The organism is Xylophilus rhododendri, assembly GCF_009906855.1.
GTDB lineage: Bacteria > Pseudomonadota > Gammaproteobacteria > Burkholderiales > Burkholderiaceae_C > Xylophilus > Xylophilus rhododendri.
Genome location: NZ_CP047650.1, coordinates 4070032 through 4087117, shown reverse-complemented (window position 1 = coordinate 4087117; position 17086 = coordinate 4070032). Strand labels below are relative to the sequence as shown.

The following is a 17086-nucleotide window of genomic DNA, read 5'->3' as shown; positions in this document are numbered from 1 at the left end:
GCCGTCGCGGGACTCGTCGTCCTCCTCCGCATGCGGGGGCAGTACGAGGGCGGAAGGCAGGGAGGGTTGCCACATGGCGGGGATGCGCGCCGGGGGGCGGCAGAGAGTGGTTGTCTGCGGATTTCGCCCCCGTCCGGCATGCCGGGTCAGGGGCAAGACGAACCCGGCGGGCGCGGCCCGAAGGCAGGCAAGCCCCGCGACCACCAGGACTCGGCGCCCGGTGGGGCGGGCAGAGGATCGGTCAGGAATTTCGAGGTGCACCGGTAGGTGTTGTGGGCCGGCCGCTCCAGCCAGCCCGCCCTCAGCACTTCCCTGGTGGCCTTGTGCACCATGGAGTCCGAGCATTGGGGCATCAGCAGGCAAAGCTCGGACCAGTTGAAGCTGCTCTGCCAGACCCTGCACCAGTTCAGCAATTCCAGCAGCACGCGTGCGGCGTGACCCGCGGCGACGGGAAAGTTGCGCACCGGCGCGGGCCCCGCCATCACCATGCAGAGCACACGGTTGAGCTCCGACCAGGACATGCCCATGCCGCGCTCATTGAGCAGCGCGAGCACCTCCTCCCAGCGGACGCAGCGGGCCTCCACGCCGGCCCGGCGCATGGTCTCCAGGATCTGCAGGACGGCCTCGACGTTCTTGAGGTCCGGCCAGCCCAGGCAGGCAAGCTCGCGGGATTCGGCCGCAGGCTCTTGCGCAATCGCTATCGCGGGCTTCGGCTTGCGGACCTTGCTCTGCCGGGCGGGCACCACCTGGAATGGCGCCTCGTCCTGTGCCGAGCGGCGGCGCTTGCCGGCCTGCGCCAGCTCCGCCAGCGGCAATGGGTGGGAGGGGTTCTCGCCACCGGACAGGTCCGTCGCCGGCTCGTGCGCGATCGGCGACCTGGATGACGGGCAAACGGGTGAGAGCCTGTGGACAGGCTCCGCCGGGCTGGTACGGCGCGGTGAAAGCATGGTGATCGACCAAGGCGGATGGCCTGGCTGCAGATGGAAAACAGGATTTCGCCCGCAGACCTTGCTCCTGCCCCGACCGCTGGCCGAAGTCCCGCCAAGCCTGCCGAAACAGCCGAAGAGGAACCATGACGGTGCGCCGTGCTTTCTTACGGGGCGGCGTCCATCAGGCTGCAGACCGTTCTGCACGCAAAAATCGTATACACCCATGTGTACGGAAGCTGCGTGCACCGGGCATCCTTCTTGCAATCGAGGCCTCATCCCCTCCAACTCCCTGCCCGAGCCCGACTTCATGCAAAAACGCAGTTTCCTCCGCTCCACCCTGGCCACCACACTCGCGGCGCTGGTCGCCGTGCCGGCCCTGGCGCAGTCGCTGACGCCGGTGAAGTTCCAGCTCGACTGGCGCTTCGAGGGCCCGGCCGCCCTGTTCCTGGTGCCGGTCGCCAAGGGTTACTTCAAGCAGGCGGGCCTGGATGTGACGGTGGATGCCGGCAACGGCTCGGGCGGCGCCGTCACCCGGGTGGCCTCGGGCAGCTACGACATCGGCTTCGCCGACATGGCCTCGCTGATGGAATTCCACGCCAACAACCCGGACGCGCCGAACAAGCCGGTGGCCGTGATGATGGTCTACAACAACACGCCCGCCTCGGTGATGGCGCTGAAGAAGTCCGGCATCGCCAAACCCGCCGACCTGGCCGGCAAGAAGCTGGGCGCGCCGGTGTTCGACGCCGGCCGCCGCGCCTACCCGATCTTCGCCGCGGCCAACAAGATCGGCCCGGTGCAGTGGACCGCCATGGACCCGCCGCTGCGCGAAACCATGCTGGTGCGCGGCGATGTCGACGCCATCACCGGCTTCACCTTCACCTCGCTGCTCAACCTGGAGGCGCGCGGCGTCAAGGCCGAGGACGTGGTGGTGATGCAGTACCCCGACTACGGCGTGAAGCTCTACGGCAACGCGATCATCGTCAACCCCAAGTTCCTCAAGGAAAAGCCCGAGGCGGTGAAGGCCTTCCTCAAGGCCTTCACCCTGGGCGTGAAGGACCTGCTGGCCAATCCCGCCGCCGCCGTCGAGACGGTCAAGGCGCGCGACGGCATCGTCAACAGCGAGCTGGAGACCCGCCGCCTGAAGCTGGCGATCGACACCGTCATCAACAGCCCCGACGCGCGCAGCGAAGGCTTCGGCCAGGTGGTGCCGGGGCGCCTGTCGCTGATGGCCTCGCAGGTCTCGGATGCCTTCGGCACCAAGACGCGGGTCAATCCCGAGACCGTGTGGACCTCGGCCTATCTGCCTTCGAAGGCAGAACTCAACATCCTGAAGAAGTAAGCCCGCCGGAACCCACCCGCCATGCAAGACGCGCCCACAGAACCACCCTTCGTCGATTTCCGCGACGTCTGGCTCGCCTACAACGAAGAGCTGCTGCGCGCCAACCATTTCGCGGTGGAGGGCATCGACCTGCAGGTCAAACGCGGCGAGTTCATCGCCATCGTCGGGCCATCGGGCTGCGGCAAGTCCACCTTCATGAAACTCACCACCGGCCTGCGCATGCCGTCGATGGGCAGGATCCTGATCGACGGCCAGCCGGTGACCGGGCCGCTGAAGATCTCCGGCATGGCCTTCCAGGCCTCCTCCCTGCTGCCCTGGCGCACCACGGTCGAGAACGTGCTGCTGCCGCTGGAGATCGTCGAGCCCTACCGCTCCAGCTTCAAGCAGAAGAAGAAGGAATACGAAGAGCGTGCCCGCCGCCTGCTGCAGAAGGTCGGCCTGGCCGGCTACGAGGACAAGTTCCCCTGGCAGCTCTCCGGCGGCATGCAGCAGCGCGCCAGCATCTGCCGCGCGCTGATCCACGAGCCCAAGATGCTGCTGCTCGACGAGCCCTTCGGCGCGCTCGACGCCTTCACCCGCGAGGAGCTGTGGTGCATCCTGCGCGACCTGCATGCCGAGCAGGGCTTCAACGTGATCCTGGTCACGCACGACCTGCGCGAGAGCGTCTTCCTGGCCGACTCGGTCTATGTGATGAGCAAGAGCCCCGGCCGCTTCGTGGCCAAGCGCGAGATCGAGTTTCCCCGCCCGCGTCCGCTGGAGCTGACCTACGCCAAGGAATTCACCGACATCGTGCTGGAGCTGCGCAGCCACATCGGCGCCATCCGCACCCCGGTCGGCGCCGCCGCCGTTCCGCAATAAGAAGGCCGCCCTTCCCATGAAGCTCGACAAGAAACAGATGGAACGCTGGTCGCCCTGGCTGCTGCTGGTGGTGGTGCTGGCGCTGTGGCAGATCGTCTGCAGCGCCTTCAACGTCTCGGAATTCATTTTCCCCAGCCCGGCGCGCATCGCCGCGCAGTTCATGGAGTTCAAGCTGATCATCGCCGGCCATGCCTGGCGCACCTTCTGGGTGACGATGGTGGGCTTCGGCATCGCCATCGTGGTGGGCGTGCTGCTGGGTTTCGTCATCGGCAGCTCGCGCCTGGCCTACGCCGCCGTCTATCCGCTGATGACCGCCTTCAACGCCCTGCCCAAGGCGGCCTTCGTGCCCATCCTGGTGGTGTGGTTCGGCATCGGCGTGGGGCCGGCGGTGCTGACCGCCTTCCTGATCAGCTTCTTTCCCATCATGGTCAACATCGCCACCGGCCTGGCCACGCTGGAGCCGGAGCTCGAAGACGTGCTGCGGGTGCTGGGCGCCAAGCGCTGGGACGTGCTGATGAAGGTCGGCCTGCCGCGCTCCCTGCCCTACTTCTACGGCTCGCTGAAGGTGGCGATCACCCTGGCCTTCGTCGGCACCACCGTCTCGGAGATGACCGCGGCCAACGAAGGCATCGGCTACCTGCTGATCTCGGCCGGCTCCTCGATGCAGATGGGCCTGGCCTTCGCCGGCCTGCTGGTGGTGGGCGCCATGGCCATGGCCATGTACGAGCTGTTCAGCGTGATCGAGAAACGCACCACCGGATGGGCGCACCGCAGCGCCGGCCAGTCCTGAACGCCTTCATGGTTGGCGCTCACTGGCAATTTCCGTCGCAAGTTCCGGCTTGCGACGGGCTCCACAGGACCCCTGCGTAAGCCCCTACAAGCAGCAAAATCCGGATTTGCCGATACATCCGCATGCCAGAATCTGAAGCAGCCCAGCTTCAGGATTTCCGACCGCCATGGCACATCCCTTTCGTTCACCGCTGCGCCGCCTGAGCGGCGCCATCGCGGTCCTCGCCTGCCTCGCCCCCCTGCATGCCTTCGCCACCCTCGGCGGCGACGAGGCCTCCATCGAAGCCGACCGCGTCGCCATGAGCGGCACCGCCGGCACCCCGGCGCCCGCGGCGGCCTATACCGTCAAGACCTTCACCCTGCCCTCGACCACCGTGATCCGGGAATACCTGGGCGCCAGCGGCGTGGTCTTCGCCGTGGCCTGGGAGGGTCCGGCCATGCCCGACCTGAAGCAGTTGCTGGGCAACACCCACTTCGATGCGGTCGACAGCGGCGCCCGCAGCCGCAACCGCGAAGGCCGGCGCGGACCGATGGAACTGCGGCCCGCCGACGCCTCCGGCATGGTCTTCGATTCCACCGGCCACATGCGCGCCTTCGCCGGCCGCGCCTACCTCACCCCGCAACTGCCCGCCGGAGTCGATACCGATGCGATCCGCTGAAGCCTCCCTCTCCCGCACCCTCTCCCAACGCCTGCGGCTGTGGGGCCTGGCCTTGTGCACGGCTGCCGCGCTGGTCGCCTGCGGCGGCGGCGGCGGTGGTGGCGGTTCCAGCGCCAGCTCCAGTTCCAGCGGTGGCTCCAGCGGTGGCTCCAGCGGCGGTTCCGGTGTCGTCAGCGGCACCAATGTCGTGGCCCTGGTCGTGGACAGCGGCCCGAGCGGCATCACCAGCCGCATCGCCAACCTGCCCTACGCCAGCGTCACCATCTGCCCGCCGGGCTCGGCCAGCGGCTGCGTGACCATCGACCACGTGCTGGTCGATACCGGCTCCGTCGGCCTGCGCCTGCTGGCCTCGGCCATCGGCACCGCCACCAACTTCCCCCTGCAGACCAGTACCGCATCGAGCACGCCGTATGCGGCATGCGGCAGTTTCGTCAGCGGCTATACCTGGGGTTCGGTACGCAAGGCCGATGTCACCCTGGGCGGGCTGACCACCGCCTCGCTGCCGATCCAGGTGATCGCCGACCCGGCCTATCCCACCGTGCCCACGGCCTGCTCGAACACCGGCAGCTCGCAGAACAATGTGTCGGACCTGGGCGCCAACGGCATCCTCGGCATCGGCCACTTCGTGCAGGACTGCGGCAACGCCTGCGTCGCCAGCGCCGTCTCCGCCGCCTACTACACCTGCGCCAGCGCCTCCAGCTGCACCCCGGCGGCGATCCCGCTGGCGCAGCAGATCGCCAACCCGGTGGCGAAGATGCCGAGCGACAACAACGGCTCGATGATCGTCTTCCCAACCGTGAACAGCGGCGGCCAGACCACCGTCGCCGGCTCGCTGGTGATGGGCATAGGCACCCGCACCAACAACGCCGTCGGCTCGGCCGTGGCCTATGGGGTGGACCGCAGCACCGGCTACCTGAGTTCGGCCTACAACGGCCGCACCTACAGCCGCACCGCCTTCGACAGCGGCTCCAACTTCTACTTCTTCAGCGACAGCACCCTGGCGCGCTGCAGCGGCTCCAGCAGCAGCTTCTACTGCCCCACTTCCACCCAGACCCTGTCGGCCACCATCAGCGGCACCAACGCGGTCAGCGGCACGGTGAGCTTCCGCATCGCCAACGCCAGCACGCTGTTCACCACGCCGTCGAGCACCGCCGTGCTGCCGGACGTGGGCGCGACCCTGGGCTCGACCACCGGCTTCCTCTTCGGCCTGCCCTTCTACTATGGCCGCAGCGTGTTCACCGCCATCATCGATGCAAGCACTCCGCTGGGGACAGGTCCGTTCGTGGCCTTCTAAGGCGGCGCTGGCCGCGGCCCTGCTGGCCGCCGCCGCTGCGGCCGAGGCGGGCGATGCAGGGGCGCTGTGCAGCGCCACCGCCGCGCAGGCCCCGGCCGATGGCCGTGTCGCCGCGCTGATCGCCGAGGCCCGCGCCCAGCATGCCGCCTTCGGCCGCCAGGAGATCGACAGCGAGGGCCGCCTGGTGCGCGCCGGCTTCGGCGAGGCCGAATTCGACCGAGAGCCGGGCGATCCCGACCCCACCTGGCAGAAGGTGCAGCGCTTCTGGTCGGCCTGGTCGCCGGGATCGCCCGGCCAGGTGCGCGACAGCCAGGGCCGCTGGCAACGCACCGATCTGCTGCGCCAGGGCGTGAACCTGGCCAGCAGCGCACGCCTGGCCAGCTTTGGCGGCGAGGCCAGCGAAATCGGCTTGAACGCCCGCGAGGCCGATGCGCTGGACGCCTCTGTGCAACGCGCCGCCCTGGTGGACAACCCCTGGTCGGCCGTCTTCATCAGCTACCTGATGCGCCAGGCCGGCTTCGGCGCGAACGAATTCGTCTTTTCCGACGCCCACGCCGACTATGCCCGCGCCGCCTTCGCCACCGGCCGGCACGAGGCCGATCACCAGCCCGACACCGGCGCCTACCGCGCCTGCGACCTGGCCGACACGCCGCCCCGCCCCGGCGACCTGGTCTGCAACACCCGCGCACGCGCCGCCGCCATCACCGACTTCCAGGCCCTGGGCCTGGCGCTCGCCGCCGGCGGTTCGCTGCCCATGCATTGCGACCTGGTGGTCGACGTGAACCGCGGCGCGCACATGGCCCGCTCCATCGGCGGCAACGTGCTGCAGTCGGTCACCCTGCGTTCGCTGGCGCTGGAGCCACAGCCCGACCCGGCCCTGCCGCCCCGCCTGGCGGCCCGCTACCGCGAGCATGCCGCCGACCCCGACGCCAGCCTCAACGACCAGCCCTGGGTGCTGTTAATGCAGCTGCGTTGAGGCGTCGCCGTACCAGAGCGTCAGCAGCCGCCGCGCGTTCACCTGGCCCTGGTCACGGTAGTTGGTGTTGAAGGTGGCGTGCACCTGGCCGGCCTGCTCTTCCAGCCGGCGCATCCCGGGCAGCATGGCGCCCAGTTCCGCATCGCTGTAGACGTACTGGAAACGCCCCGAGGAAGCCCCCGCGCTGCGGTTCCAGGCCGAGGCATTGCGCCCGTGCAGCCTCACGATGGCGAGTTCCGGATGCGTCGCCTCCCACACCGCCGGCACGCTGTTGTCGAAATCGCCCTGGGGCGCATCCACCACCACGTTGACCACACCCAGCTCCCGCATCATCGCCAGCGTGCGCCGCGCCTGCGGGCCCTCGAACCAGCTGCGGTGGCGGAACTCGAAGGCCACGGTGGCGCCGGCCATCATGTCCACGCAGTGCTCCAGGTGGGTCTCGACCACCGCGCCCGGCCGCACCGTGGGCGAGAACTGGAACAGCACCGCGCCCAGCTTGCCGGCCGCCTGCAGCGGATGCAGCGCGGCGCGCATGCGCCACCAGAGTTCCTGGCGCACATCGCTGGGCAGGTCGCGCCACTGCACCGTCTCCTGGGTGCCGACCTGGCCGCGCAGTTCGCGCGGCAGGCAGGACAGCGGGATGTCGTGCCCGGTGAAGGCGCGGAAGGCCTTGATGTCGAACACGAAGCCCGGCGGCGTGCGTTCGGCCCAGAGGGCCGCGTTGTGGGGCGTGGGCAGGCCGTAGAAGCTGGAGTCGACCTCCACCATGGGAAAGCGCGAGGCATAGAAACGCAGGCGCTGCTCGGCCGTGTGCACGTCGGTGGGATAGAAGAGTCCCGGGGTCAGCAGGGTGGGGTCGGTCCAGGAGGCGGAACCGGCGAGAAGCGTCATGGCACATCCATTGCTTGGGATCCTCCAGGCGTCTAAGAGGCTGTTCGGGTCCGGTGCATGGTGCACCGGGCGGTCGCGCAGTACGAGCGAGACGTATGGTGAAAAGGGTGTTATGGCATGAAACGAAACGCAGGATCAAGCTTGCACTGACCGGGCTCGCCTGCCTGTGGTCCTGTTGGCTACCGCAGGCGGCACAGGCGAGGGAAAAGATCGTCTTTCTCACGGGCTGGACAGCCCAGGCCGACTACGGCGGCTTCTACCAGGCCGTAGCCGAGGGTCTCTACGACAAGCACGGCATCACCGTGGAACTGCGTGAGGGCGGCCCCGGCATCAATGCCTCCCAGCTGCTGGCCGCCAAGGCCGTGGACTTCGCCCTGGTGCAGTCCAACGACGCGGTCGTCAACCTCAGACGCGCCGGCGCACCGGTCACCGCCGTCGCGGCATTCGCGCAGAAGAACCAGCAGACGCTCATCACCCACAAGGGCAACGGCATCGCTTCCCTGGCCGACATGAAGGGCAAGCCCATCATGATCTCCACCGGCTCGGCGACGACCTTCTGGCCCTGGCTGCGCGCCAAGTACGGCTTCACCGACACGCAGATCCGCAAGTTCGCCTTCAGCCTGGCGCCCTTTCTGTCGGACCCGAATGCGATCCAGCAGGGCTTCATCACCTCGACCGAATACCTGGCCAGCCAGCAGAAGGCAGAGACCACCTCCTTCCTGCTGGCCGACTACGGCTACGCCAGCTACGGCGTGCTGCTGGTGGTGCCCGAGGACTGGGTGAAGAACAAGCCGGCCGCCGTGCAGGCCTTCGTCGATGCCACGGCCGAGGGCTGGTCGCATTTCCTCTACGGCAATCCGGAGCCGGCGATGGCGCTGATCAAGCAGCGCGATCCGCAGATGAGCGACGGCCTGCTGAAGTTCGCCCGCGAGCGGCTGGTGTCGCTCCAGGTGGTGGACGACGCCAACACGGCCAGGCTCGGCATAGGCGCCATGTCCGACCAGCGCTGGCGCGAGCACATGGACGTGCTGGTGCAGGAAGGCGTGTTCCCGGCCGGCACCGACACCAGGGGTGCCTACACCCTGCAGTTCGTCAACCGCGGGCCCACGCCGAAGTAGGCGCCCCACGGCGCCCGCGGGCGCCGCCACCGTCCCATTCCCTATCCATCGCTGGCCGTGACCCACGGCGCCGCGCGCGCGGTGCCGGCCGCACGTCCATGCAAGTCCCACGAGAACAGACCATGTTGCAAACCGCCCATCCCGTCCTGCGCCGCTTCTGGTATCCGCTGATGCCCGTCAGCCGCCTGGAGGCCGGCCCCCAGCCCTTCACCCTGCTCAATACCGAACTCGTCGTCTGGCGCGGCGCCGACGGCAGCCTGGGCGCCATCCGCGACCGCTGCTGCCACCGCTCGGCCAAGCTCTCGCGTGGTTATGTCGAAGGCAACTGCATCACCTGCGCCTACCACGGCTGGTCCTATGCGGCCGACGGCCAGGTGATGTGCATCCCCCAGGCCGCGCCCGAGCAGCAGGGCAAGCCCACCGGCCTTTCGATCGAGTCCTACCATGTGGCCGAACGCTACGGCCATGTCTGGGTGGCGCTGGAGGATCCGCTCTCGCCCATCCCCGAGATGCCCGAGGCCGCCGATGCCGGCATGCGCCGCCTCGACCAGTTCTGCGAGGTCTGGCAATGCGCCTCGCTGCGGGTGATGGAGAACTCCTTCGACACCTCGCACATCGCCTTCACCCACCGCCATTCCTTCGGCGACATCACCGATGTGGTACAGGAGGCCTTGCATTTCGAGGAAACCGCCCAGGGCTTCGACGTGGCCGAACGCAGCCACCGGGCGATGAACCGCACCGGCGCCGTCGCCGCGCTGCGGGTGGAGGGCGAGATGACGCACCGCTCGCAGACCGCCCAGTGGTTCATGCCCTTCTCGCGCCGCCTGGCGATCCGCTATCCCTCGGGCCTGCGCTGCACCTTCTTCACCGGCGCCACGCCGATCGACGACAAGACCTGCATGCTGGTGCAGTTCTGCTTCCGCAGCGACACCGAGGAAGAGGTCAGCTTCGAGGCCGCCACCGCCTACGACCGCATCATCGTGGACGAGGACCGCAACATCCTCGAAAGCATGGAATACGACGTGCCCCTGGTGCCCACCCGCGAGGAGGAGATCGCCATGCGCTCGGACCGCCCGGGCCTGACCATCCGCCGCCGCCTGCGCGAGCTGCTGGCCGCCCACGGCGAGACCGAGAGCCGGCTGCGCACCGTGGTGCCCATCGCCGTGTCCGCCTGAGGAGCTGGCCATGCAGATCACCCGACAAGCGGCCCTGCGCCGCTTCTGGTACCCGGTGATGCCGGCCGCCCTGCTCGACGGCGGCGGCCTGCATCCCTTCACCCTGCTGGGCGAGCCGATCGTGCTCTGGCGCGCCGAGGACGGCAGCGTCGCCTGCCTGCGCGACCGCTGCTGCCACCGCACCGCGCGCCTGTCGCTGGGCTTCGTCGAAGGCAGCGACGTGGTCTGCGGCTACCACGGCTGGACCTTCTCGCCGCAGGGCCGCTGCGTGCGGGTGCCGCAGCAGGCACCGGGCACGCCGATCGCCGCCAATGCCTGCGTGCCGGCCTACCGGGCGCAGGAGCGCTACGGCCATGTCTGGGTCACGCTGGCGGCGCCCGGCGAAGAGCCGCTGGCCGGCCTGCCCGAGCTGCCGCAGGACGCTGATCCGTCCTTCCGCCGCATCGCCGAGTTCCACGAACCCTGGGACATCGGCGCGCTGCGGCTGATGGAGAACTCCTTCGACAACGCCCATGTGGCCTATGTGCACCGCGCGACCTTCGGCGATGTGCAGGATGCGCGGCCCAATCTCTACCGCATCACCTCGCAGCATGCCTACGGCTTCGAGGCCACCACCCACTACCGGGTGGTGGTGCGCGGCGAGACGGCGCAGCGCGCCATCGGCAGCGAGGAGGCCGAGACGGTGCGCGAACAGACCTCGGCCTGGTTCATGCCCTTCGTGCGCCGCACCGGCATCCGCTATCCCAACGGACTGGAGCATGTGATCGTGACCTGCGCCACGCCGATGGACGACCGTCGTTCCATGATCCTGCAATGGGTCTACCGCAACGACAGCGAAGCCGAGGCCAGCGCCGCCAGCGTGATCGCCTTCGACCGCGCGGTGACGCTGGAGGACAAGGCCATCCTGGAGAGCTGCGACCCCGACGTGCCGCTGGCCGTGGTCGACGGCGAGGAGCTGCACATGGCCAGCGACCGCCCCGGCCTGGTGATGCGCAGCCTGTTCATGAAGCTGCTGGCCCAGGCCGGCGAGCAGGAGCAGCGCGCCGAAGCGCCGGCCTGGGTGCCGGTGGCCCTGCCGCGCGGCACCGCGCCCCAACCCGCCTGAAGGAAAGCCCATGGCCGCCCACCCTCCCCATCCCGGCGCCGTGCGCCTTGCGGCCGCGCGCCTGCATGCACCGCGCTGGCGGCCGCGCGCCGCCACCTGGCTGCCGCTCGCCGCCGGCCTGCTGGCGCTGCTGGCCTGGGAGGCGCTGGTGCGCCTGCTGCGGGTGCCGCCCTTCGTGCTGCCGGCGCCCAGCGCCATCGCCGCCGCCTTCATGGCCGACAGCGGCGGCCTGCTGCTGAGCCTGGCCAACACCGCGGCCGTCACGCTGGGCGCCTTCGCGCTGGCCCTGGTCACCGGCCTGGGCGCGGGCGTGCTGATCGCGCAGAACCGCACGGTGGAGATGACGCTCTGGCCCTATGCCATCGTGATGCAGGTCACGCCGGTGGTGGCCATCGCACCCATCGTGATGATCTGGGTCGGCATGGACCGGGTCTGGCTGGCCCTGCTGATCCTGGCCTGGCTGGTGGCCTTCTTCCCGATCCTGGCCAATACCGTGGCCGGGCTGAAATCGGTGGACCGGGGGCTGACCGAACTCTTCCAGCTCTACGGCACCTCGCGCTGGAAGCGGTTCCGCCACCTGCAGCTGCCGGCCGCCCTGCCCCACGTGCTGACCGGCGCGCGCATCTCCTCGGGCCTGGCCGTCATCGGCGCGGTGGTGGCCGAATTCGTCGCCGGCAGCGGCACCGCCCGCGGCCTGGGCTGGGCCATCGTGGAGAGCGGCAGCATGCTCAACGTGCCGCGCATGTTCGCGGCGCTGGTGCTGCTGTCGCTCTTCGGCCTGGCCGTCTGGGCCCTGACCACGCTGGTGCAGCGCCGCCTGCTGGCGCACTGGCACGAGAGCGAGACCGCGCATGAGCACTGAACCGGCCGACACCATGAACCCGCCCTCCACACGCCCCCTGCTGGCCCGCCTGCAGGGCGTGCACAAGACCTTCGCCGGCAGCGGCGCCGCCGCCCTGCGCGGCATCGACCTGGACATCCACGAGGGCGACTTCGTCTGCCTGCTCGGCCCCTCGGGCTGCGGCAAGTCCACCGTGCTGCGCCTGCTCGCCGGCCTGCTCAAGCCCGGCGGCGGCAGCCTGCAGTGGGGCGGAGAGGGCAAGCGCCCGGAGATCGGCTTCGTCTTCCAGGACGCCACCCTGATGCCCTGGGCCAGCGTGGCCGACAACGTCTACCTGCCCTGGCAGCTGCAGGACGTGCCGCGCGCCCAGGTGGCCGGCGCCATCGACGAGGCCCTGGCCCTGGTCGGCCTGCGCGAGGCGGCGGACGCCTACCCGCGCCAGCTCTCGGGCGGCATGCGCATGCGGGTGTCGATCGCCCGCGCCCTCGTCACCCGGCCGCGCCTGCTGCTGATGGACGAGCCCTTCGCCGCCCTCGACGAGATCACCCGCAACCGGCTCAACCAGGACCTGGCGGCACTCTGGCGCCAGCTGGGCTGCACCGTGGTCTTCGTCACCCACAGCGTGATCGAGAGCGTGCAGCTGGCCAGCCGGGTGGTGGTGATGGCGGCGCGGCCCGGCCGCATCGTGGGCGAACTCGAAGGCCTGGCCGACCGCCGCCAGCCGCGCCTGCCCGGGCTGACCCCCGAGGCGGCGGAGCAGAGCCAGCGCGTCTCGGCCCTGCTCGACCGGGCCATGGGGATGGCGGCATGAACCCCGTGCTCGACTTCGACACCCTGGACCAGGCCACGCTGGACCGCCTGCTCGACCAGCGCGCCTGGGCCCGCGACATGGACGCCGGCCTGGCCCGCTACGCCGCCACCAGCGCCGCCCTGCGCGGCCGCCTGCCGCACCGCGCCGACATCGCCTACGGACCCGACCCGGCGCAGCGCATGGACTGGTTCGCACCCAGCAGCGGCAGCGGCAGGGCCGTGGTCGTCTTCGTGCACGGCGGTGCCTGGCGCTCCGGCAGCAAGGAGACCAACAGCTTCGCCGCCGGCACCGTGCTGGCCGCCGGCGCGCATTTCGTGCCGATCGAGTTCGCGCAATGCCCTGCCGTCAGCCTGGCCACCATGGCGCAGCAGGTGCGCGAGGCCATCGCCCATGTACGGCGCTGCGCCGCCGCATACGGCGCGGACCCGCAGCGCATCGTGCTGGCCGGGCATTCCTCCGGTTCGCACCTGCTGGCGCTGGCCCTGGCCACCGACTGGCAGGCGGAATTCGGCCTGCCGGGCGGTTTCCTGCGCGCGGCCATCTGCTCCAGCGGCTTCTACGAAATGGCGCCGGTGGCGCGCAGCGCACGCAACCAGTACCTGGGACTGGACGCCGCCGAGGCCCGCGCGCTCAGCCCCATCCACCAGGTGGGTGCCATCGCCTGCCCGGTCTTCGTCGGTACCGGCGAGCTGGACAACCCGCTGATGCAGGCCCAGGCCGATGCCTTCGCCGCCGCGCTGGACAGCCGCGGCCTGCTGATGGCGCGCGAGACCGCGCCGGACCTGGACCATTTCGAGGTGGCCGAAACCTATGCCTCGCCCGAGGGCATGCTGGGCCGCGCCCTGCTGGCAGCCCTGCGCCTGGCCGAACAGGAGCCGGCATGACCATGGCCGCCGCCTCCCTCTCCACCACTGTCTCCACCACCCTCGCCGTCACCGTCGCGGCCCGCGCCCTGCTGCCCGGCGGCGTGCTGCACCTGCGCCTGCGTTCGGCCGACGGCGCGCCGCTGCCGGCCTTCGAGCCCGGCGCCCATGTCGACCTGCACCTGGGCGACGGCCTGGTGCGCCAGTACTCGCTGTGCGGCGATCCCGACCTGCCGGGCGACTGGCAGCTGGCCATCCTGCTGGCCCGGCCCTCGCGCGGCGGCTCGCAGGCGGTGCACGACCGGCTGGCGCCGGGCAGCCGCTGGACCGTAAGCCCGCCGCGCAACCAGTTCCCCCTGGCCGCCGGCACCCGGCGCGCGGTGCTGCTGGCCGGCGGCATCGGCATCACGCCGCTGCTGGCCATGGCCTGGCGGCTGCATCGGCTGGGCACGCCTTTCACGCTGCACTACGCGGTGCGCGGGCAGGACAGCGCGGCCTTCGCCGGACTGCTGCAGGACACACCCTTCGCCGACCGGGTGCACCTCCATGCCGACGACGGCCCGGCCGCCCAACAGCTGGACATCCTCCAGGCCCTGGGCGAGCCGCAGCCCGGCACCCATGCCTACACCTGCGGCCCCGAGGGTTTCATGCGTGCGGTGCAGGCCGGCGCGCGGGCGCTGGGCTGGCCGGCCGACCATTGCCACCAGGAGCATTTCCAGCCGCCCGACGAAGAAGTCCAGCCGGCCGACCGCGCCTTCACCGTGCAGGCCGCGCGCAGCGGCGTGACGGTGCAAGTGCCGGTCGGCTGCAGCATCTCCAGCGTGCTGCTGAAGGCAGGTGTCACCGTCTGGACCTCCTGCGAACAAGGCGTCTGCGGCACCTGCCTCACGCCCCTGCTCGCCGGCGAGGCCGACCACCGCGACCGCTACCAGACGGCGGAGGAAAAAGCCGCCCAGAACCAGGTCGCCCTGTGTTGTTCACGCGCGCTATCCCCGACCCTGGTGCTGGATTTATAGGCAGCCATCATCTGGACGGATATACAGTACGGGCTTCACCGCCCGTGCCATGCCCTCACCCCATTCACCGGTCTCCCCGGCCTCCACCGCCTTCGATTCCCTCAACGAGCGCCAGCGCGAGTCCGTCTTCTTCGGCGACGGCCCGCTGCTGATCGTGGCCGGCGCCGGCTCCGGCAAGACCACCACCCTCGCCCACCGCGTGGCCCGGCTGGTGCTCGATGGCGCCGATCCGCAGCGCATGCTGCTGCTGACCTTCTCGCGCCGCGCCGCCGTCGATATGGAGCGGCGTATCGGCGGAGTGCTGCAGAAGGTGCTGGGCATCGCAGGCAAGAGCGGCCAGGCGCCCTCGCTGCCCTGGGCCGGCACCTTCCACGGCATAGGCTCGCGGCTGCTGCGCGAGCATGCGGCGGCCATCGGACTGGAGGACAACTTCACCATCCACGACCGCGGCGACGCCGAGGACCTGATGGGCATCGTGCGCCACACACTGGGCTTTTCCAGCACGGCCAAACGTTTCCCGATGAAGGGCACCTGTCTCGGCATCTACTCCCGCTGCGTCAACACCCGCATGCCGCTGGAGCAGGTGCTGCGCGAGGCCTATCCCTGGTGCGCCGAATGGGAGGCCGAGCTTAAGCAGCTCTTCGGCGCCTATGTGGACGCCAAGCAGCAGCAGAACACCGTCGATTACGACGACCTGCTGCTCTTCTGGGCCGACATGGCCGCCGACCCCGCCATCGGCCCGCTGCTGGCCGAGCGCTTCGACCATGTGCTGGTCGACGAATACCAGGACACCAACCGGCTGCAGGCCACCATCCTGCTCGGCCTGAAGCCCGAGGGCCGGGGCCTGACGGTGGTGGGCGACGACGCCCAGGCCATCTATTCCTTCCGCGGCGCCACGGTGCGCAACATCCTGGACTTTCCCGCGCAGTTCGAGCCGCCCGCCACCGTCATCGCGCTGGAGCGCAACTACCGCTCCACCCAGCCCATCCTGCAGGTGAGCAATGCCGTCATCGCCCGCGCCGCAGAGCGCCATGCCAAGCGCCTGTGGACCGACAAGGCCTCCACCCGGCGCAGCGAACTGGTGGTGGTGCCCGACGAGATGCAGCAGGCGCGTTGGGTGGCCGAGCGCACCCTGTCGCTGCGCGAAGGCGGGCTGCGGCTGACCTCGCAGGCGGTGCTGTTCCGCACCGCCAGCCACAGCGCCGCGCTGGAGCTGGAACTGGCCCGGCGCAACATCCCCTTCGTGAAGTTCGGCGGCCTCAAATTCCTGGAAGCCGCCCACGTCAAGGACCTGCTGGCCGTGCTGCGTTTCGTGCAGAACCCGCGCAGCCGGCTGGCCGGATTCCGGGTGCTGCAGCTGATGCCGGGCCTGGGCGCGGCCACCGCCGGCCGGCTGCTCGATGCGATGGAGGCCAGTCCCGATCCGGCCGGCGTGATCGCAGGCTTCCGGCCCAAGCCCTCGCTGGCTGGCGACTGGCAGGCCTTCGCCACGCTCTACGCCGCCCTGCGCGATGCGCAGCAGTCCAGCTGGCCGGGCGATGCCGAACGGGCGCTGGCCTGGTATGTGCCGCACCTGGAGCGCATCCACGAGGATGCCGAAACCCGCCGGGCCGATCTGGAACAGCTGGTGCGCCTCGCGGCCGGCCATGGCTCGCGCGAACGTTTCCTGGCCGAACTGACGCTGGACCCGCCGGAATCCACCAGCGACAAGTCCGGCGTGCCGCTGCTGGACGAGGACTACCTGATCCTTTCCACCATCCATTCGGCCAAGGGCCAGGAATGGACCTCGGTGTCGGTGCTCAACGTGGTGGACGGCTGCATCCCGTCCGACATGGCGACCGGCGACAGCGCCGAGATCGAGGAAGAGCGCCGCCTGCTCTACGTGGCCATGACCCGCGCCCGCGAGCATCTGCACCTGGTGGTGCCGCACCGCTTCTACGTCACCCAGCAGGCCCGCAACGGCGACCGCCACATGTATGCCGCGCGCAGCCGCTTCATCGACGAGCGGGCGGTGCTCGATTTCGACCAGGTGTTCTGGCCGCCGCCGGCCGCCGGCACGGCCGGCCCGCGGGTGGCCGCACGCATGGAGGTGGGCGTGCGCCAGCGCTCGCGCGACGCATGGAAGTGAAAGAAGCAAGTCCCGCCACACTGCGCATCGAGCCCCATGGCTGGCTGCTGCCGGTGCCGGCCGGCAGCACCCTGCTGATGGCGGCCGAGGCGGCCGGGGTGGAACTGGCCAGCTCCTGCCGCAACGGCACCTGCCGCAGCTGCATCTGCCTGAAGACCGCGGGCGAGGTGAGTTACCGCATCGCCTGGCCCGGCCTCAGCCGCGAAGAGAAGCAGGAGGGTTATGTACTCCCCTGCGTGGCCTATGCCGAAGGCGACGTGGCGCTGCTCGCGCCCGGCGCCCTGCGGGTCTGAG

At 70.0% G+C, this 17086-nt stretch carries 17 protein-coding genes; 15 read left to right on the top strand and 2 right to left on the bottom strand.

Going from position 1 to position 17086, the window contains the following annotated elements:
* Positions 1–146: 146 nt before the first annotated feature.
* The gene (locus GT347_RS18850; RefSeq protein WP_160553668.1) at positions 147–947 is read right to left on the bottom strand and encodes a hypothetical protein; all 801 of its coding nucleotides are present in this window, start codon (positions 945–947) and stop codon (positions 147–149) included.
* A 289-nt stretch (positions 948–1236) separates the two neighbouring features.
* Between GT347_RS18850 and GT347_RS18845 the strand changes: the two genes are divergently transcribed.
* From GT347_RS18845 to GT347_RS18820, 6 genes are all read left to right on the top strand, one after another.
* The gene (locus tag GT347_RS18845) at positions 1237–2268 is read left to right on the top strand and encodes an ABC transporter substrate-binding protein (protein WP_160553667.1); all 1032 of its coding nucleotides are present in this window, start codon (positions 1237–1239) and stop codon (positions 2266–2268) included.
* Between the two features lie 21 nt (positions 2269–2289).
* Entirely contained in the window at positions 2290–3126 is an 837-nt protein-coding gene (locus GT347_RS18840) for an ABC transporter ATP-binding protein (protein WP_160553666.1), read from the top strand.
* A gap of 16 nt (positions 3127–3142) precedes the next feature.
* The gene (locus GT347_RS18835; protein WP_160553665.1) at positions 3143–3916 is read left to right on the top strand and encodes an ABC transporter permease; all 774 of its coding nucleotides are present in this window, start codon (positions 3143–3145) and stop codon (positions 3914–3916) included.
* A gap of 166 nt (positions 3917–4082) precedes the next feature.
* Complete coding sequence (locus GT347_RS18830; protein WP_160553664.1) at positions 4083–4574, top strand: DUF2844 domain-containing protein; 492 nt, start codon at positions 4083–4085, stop codon at positions 4572–4574.
* Positions 4561–5868, top strand: a complete 1308-nt coding sequence (locus GT347_RS18825; protein WP_160553663.1) for a DUF3443 domain-containing protein — start codon at positions 4561–4563, stop codon at positions 5866–5868. The genes GT347_RS18830 and GT347_RS18825 overlap by 14 nt, the downstream gene beginning before the upstream one ends.
* Positions 5825–6844 carry a DUF2272 domain-containing protein gene (locus GT347_RS18820; protein ID WP_160553662.1) on the top strand — a complete coding sequence of 340 codons (1020 nt, stop codon included), beginning with the start codon at positions 5825–5827 and terminating at the stop codon, positions 6842–6844. Before GT347_RS18825 ends, GT347_RS18820 begins: the two co-directional genes overlap by 44 nt.
* On the opposite strand, the gene GT347_RS18815 is transcribed toward GT347_RS18820, so the two are convergent.
* Positions 6827–7735: a DUF72 domain-containing protein gene (locus GT347_RS18815; RefSeq protein ID WP_160553661.1), complete on the bottom strand. Its 909-nt coding sequence runs from the start codon at positions 7733–7735 to the stop codon at positions 6827–6829. The two genes, GT347_RS18820 and GT347_RS18815, sit on opposite strands and share 18 nt — an antisense overlap.
* Positions 7736–7842: 107 nt before the next feature.
* On the opposite strand from GT347_RS18815, the gene GT347_RS18810 reads away from it, so the two are divergent.
* From GT347_RS18810 to GT347_RS18770, 9 genes are all read left to right on the top strand, one after another.
* Positions 7843–8853, top strand: coding sequence for an ABC transporter substrate-binding protein (locus GT347_RS18810; RefSeq protein WP_160553660.1), 1011 nt, complete (start codon positions 7843–7845; stop codon positions 8851–8853).
* A 122-nt stretch (positions 8854–8975) separates the two neighbouring features.
* Positions 8976–10028, top strand: coding sequence for an aromatic ring-hydroxylating dioxygenase subunit alpha (locus tag GT347_RS18805; RefSeq protein WP_160553659.1), 1053 nt, complete (start codon positions 8976–8978; stop codon positions 10026–10028).
* A 10-nt stretch (positions 10029–10038) separates the two neighbouring features.
* Entirely contained in the window at positions 10039–11133 is a 1095-nt protein-coding gene (locus GT347_RS18800) for an aromatic ring-hydroxylating dioxygenase subunit alpha (protein WP_160553658.1), read from the top strand.
* A 10-nt stretch (positions 11134–11143) separates the two neighbouring features.
* A complete protein-coding gene (locus GT347_RS18795; RefSeq protein ID WP_160553657.1) occupies positions 11144–11995 on the top strand; it encodes an ABC transporter permease in 852 nt (283 codons plus the stop codon).
* Complete coding sequence (locus tag GT347_RS18790) at positions 11985–12785, top strand: ABC transporter ATP-binding protein (protein ID WP_407704108.1); 801 nt, start codon at positions 11985–11987, stop codon at positions 12783–12785. Before GT347_RS18795 ends, GT347_RS18790 begins: the two co-directional genes overlap by 11 nt.
* Complete coding sequence (locus tag GT347_RS18785; protein WP_160553656.1) at positions 12782–13669, top strand: alpha/beta hydrolase; 888 nt, start codon at positions 12782–12784, stop codon at positions 13667–13669. The genes GT347_RS18790 and GT347_RS18785 overlap by 4 nt, the downstream gene beginning before the upstream one ends.
* On the top strand, positions 13666–14664 hold the full coding sequence (locus GT347_RS18780) for a PDR/VanB family oxidoreductase (RefSeq protein WP_229722377.1): 999 nt from the start codon (positions 13666–13668) through the stop codon (positions 14662–14664). The genes GT347_RS18785 and GT347_RS18780 overlap by 4 nt, the downstream gene beginning before the upstream one ends.
* A gap of 49 nt (positions 14665–14713) precedes the next feature.
* Positions 14714–16792, top strand: a complete 2079-nt coding sequence (locus GT347_RS18775) for an ATP-dependent helicase (protein ID WP_160553655.1) — start codon at positions 14714–14716, stop codon at positions 16790–16792.
* Complete coding sequence (locus tag GT347_RS18770) at positions 16783–17085, top strand: 2Fe-2S iron-sulfur cluster-binding protein (protein WP_160553654.1); 303 nt, start codon at positions 16783–16785, stop codon at positions 17083–17085. The genes GT347_RS18775 and GT347_RS18770 overlap by 10 nt, the downstream gene beginning before the upstream one ends.
* The last annotated feature ends 1 nt before the right edge of the window (position 17086 follow it).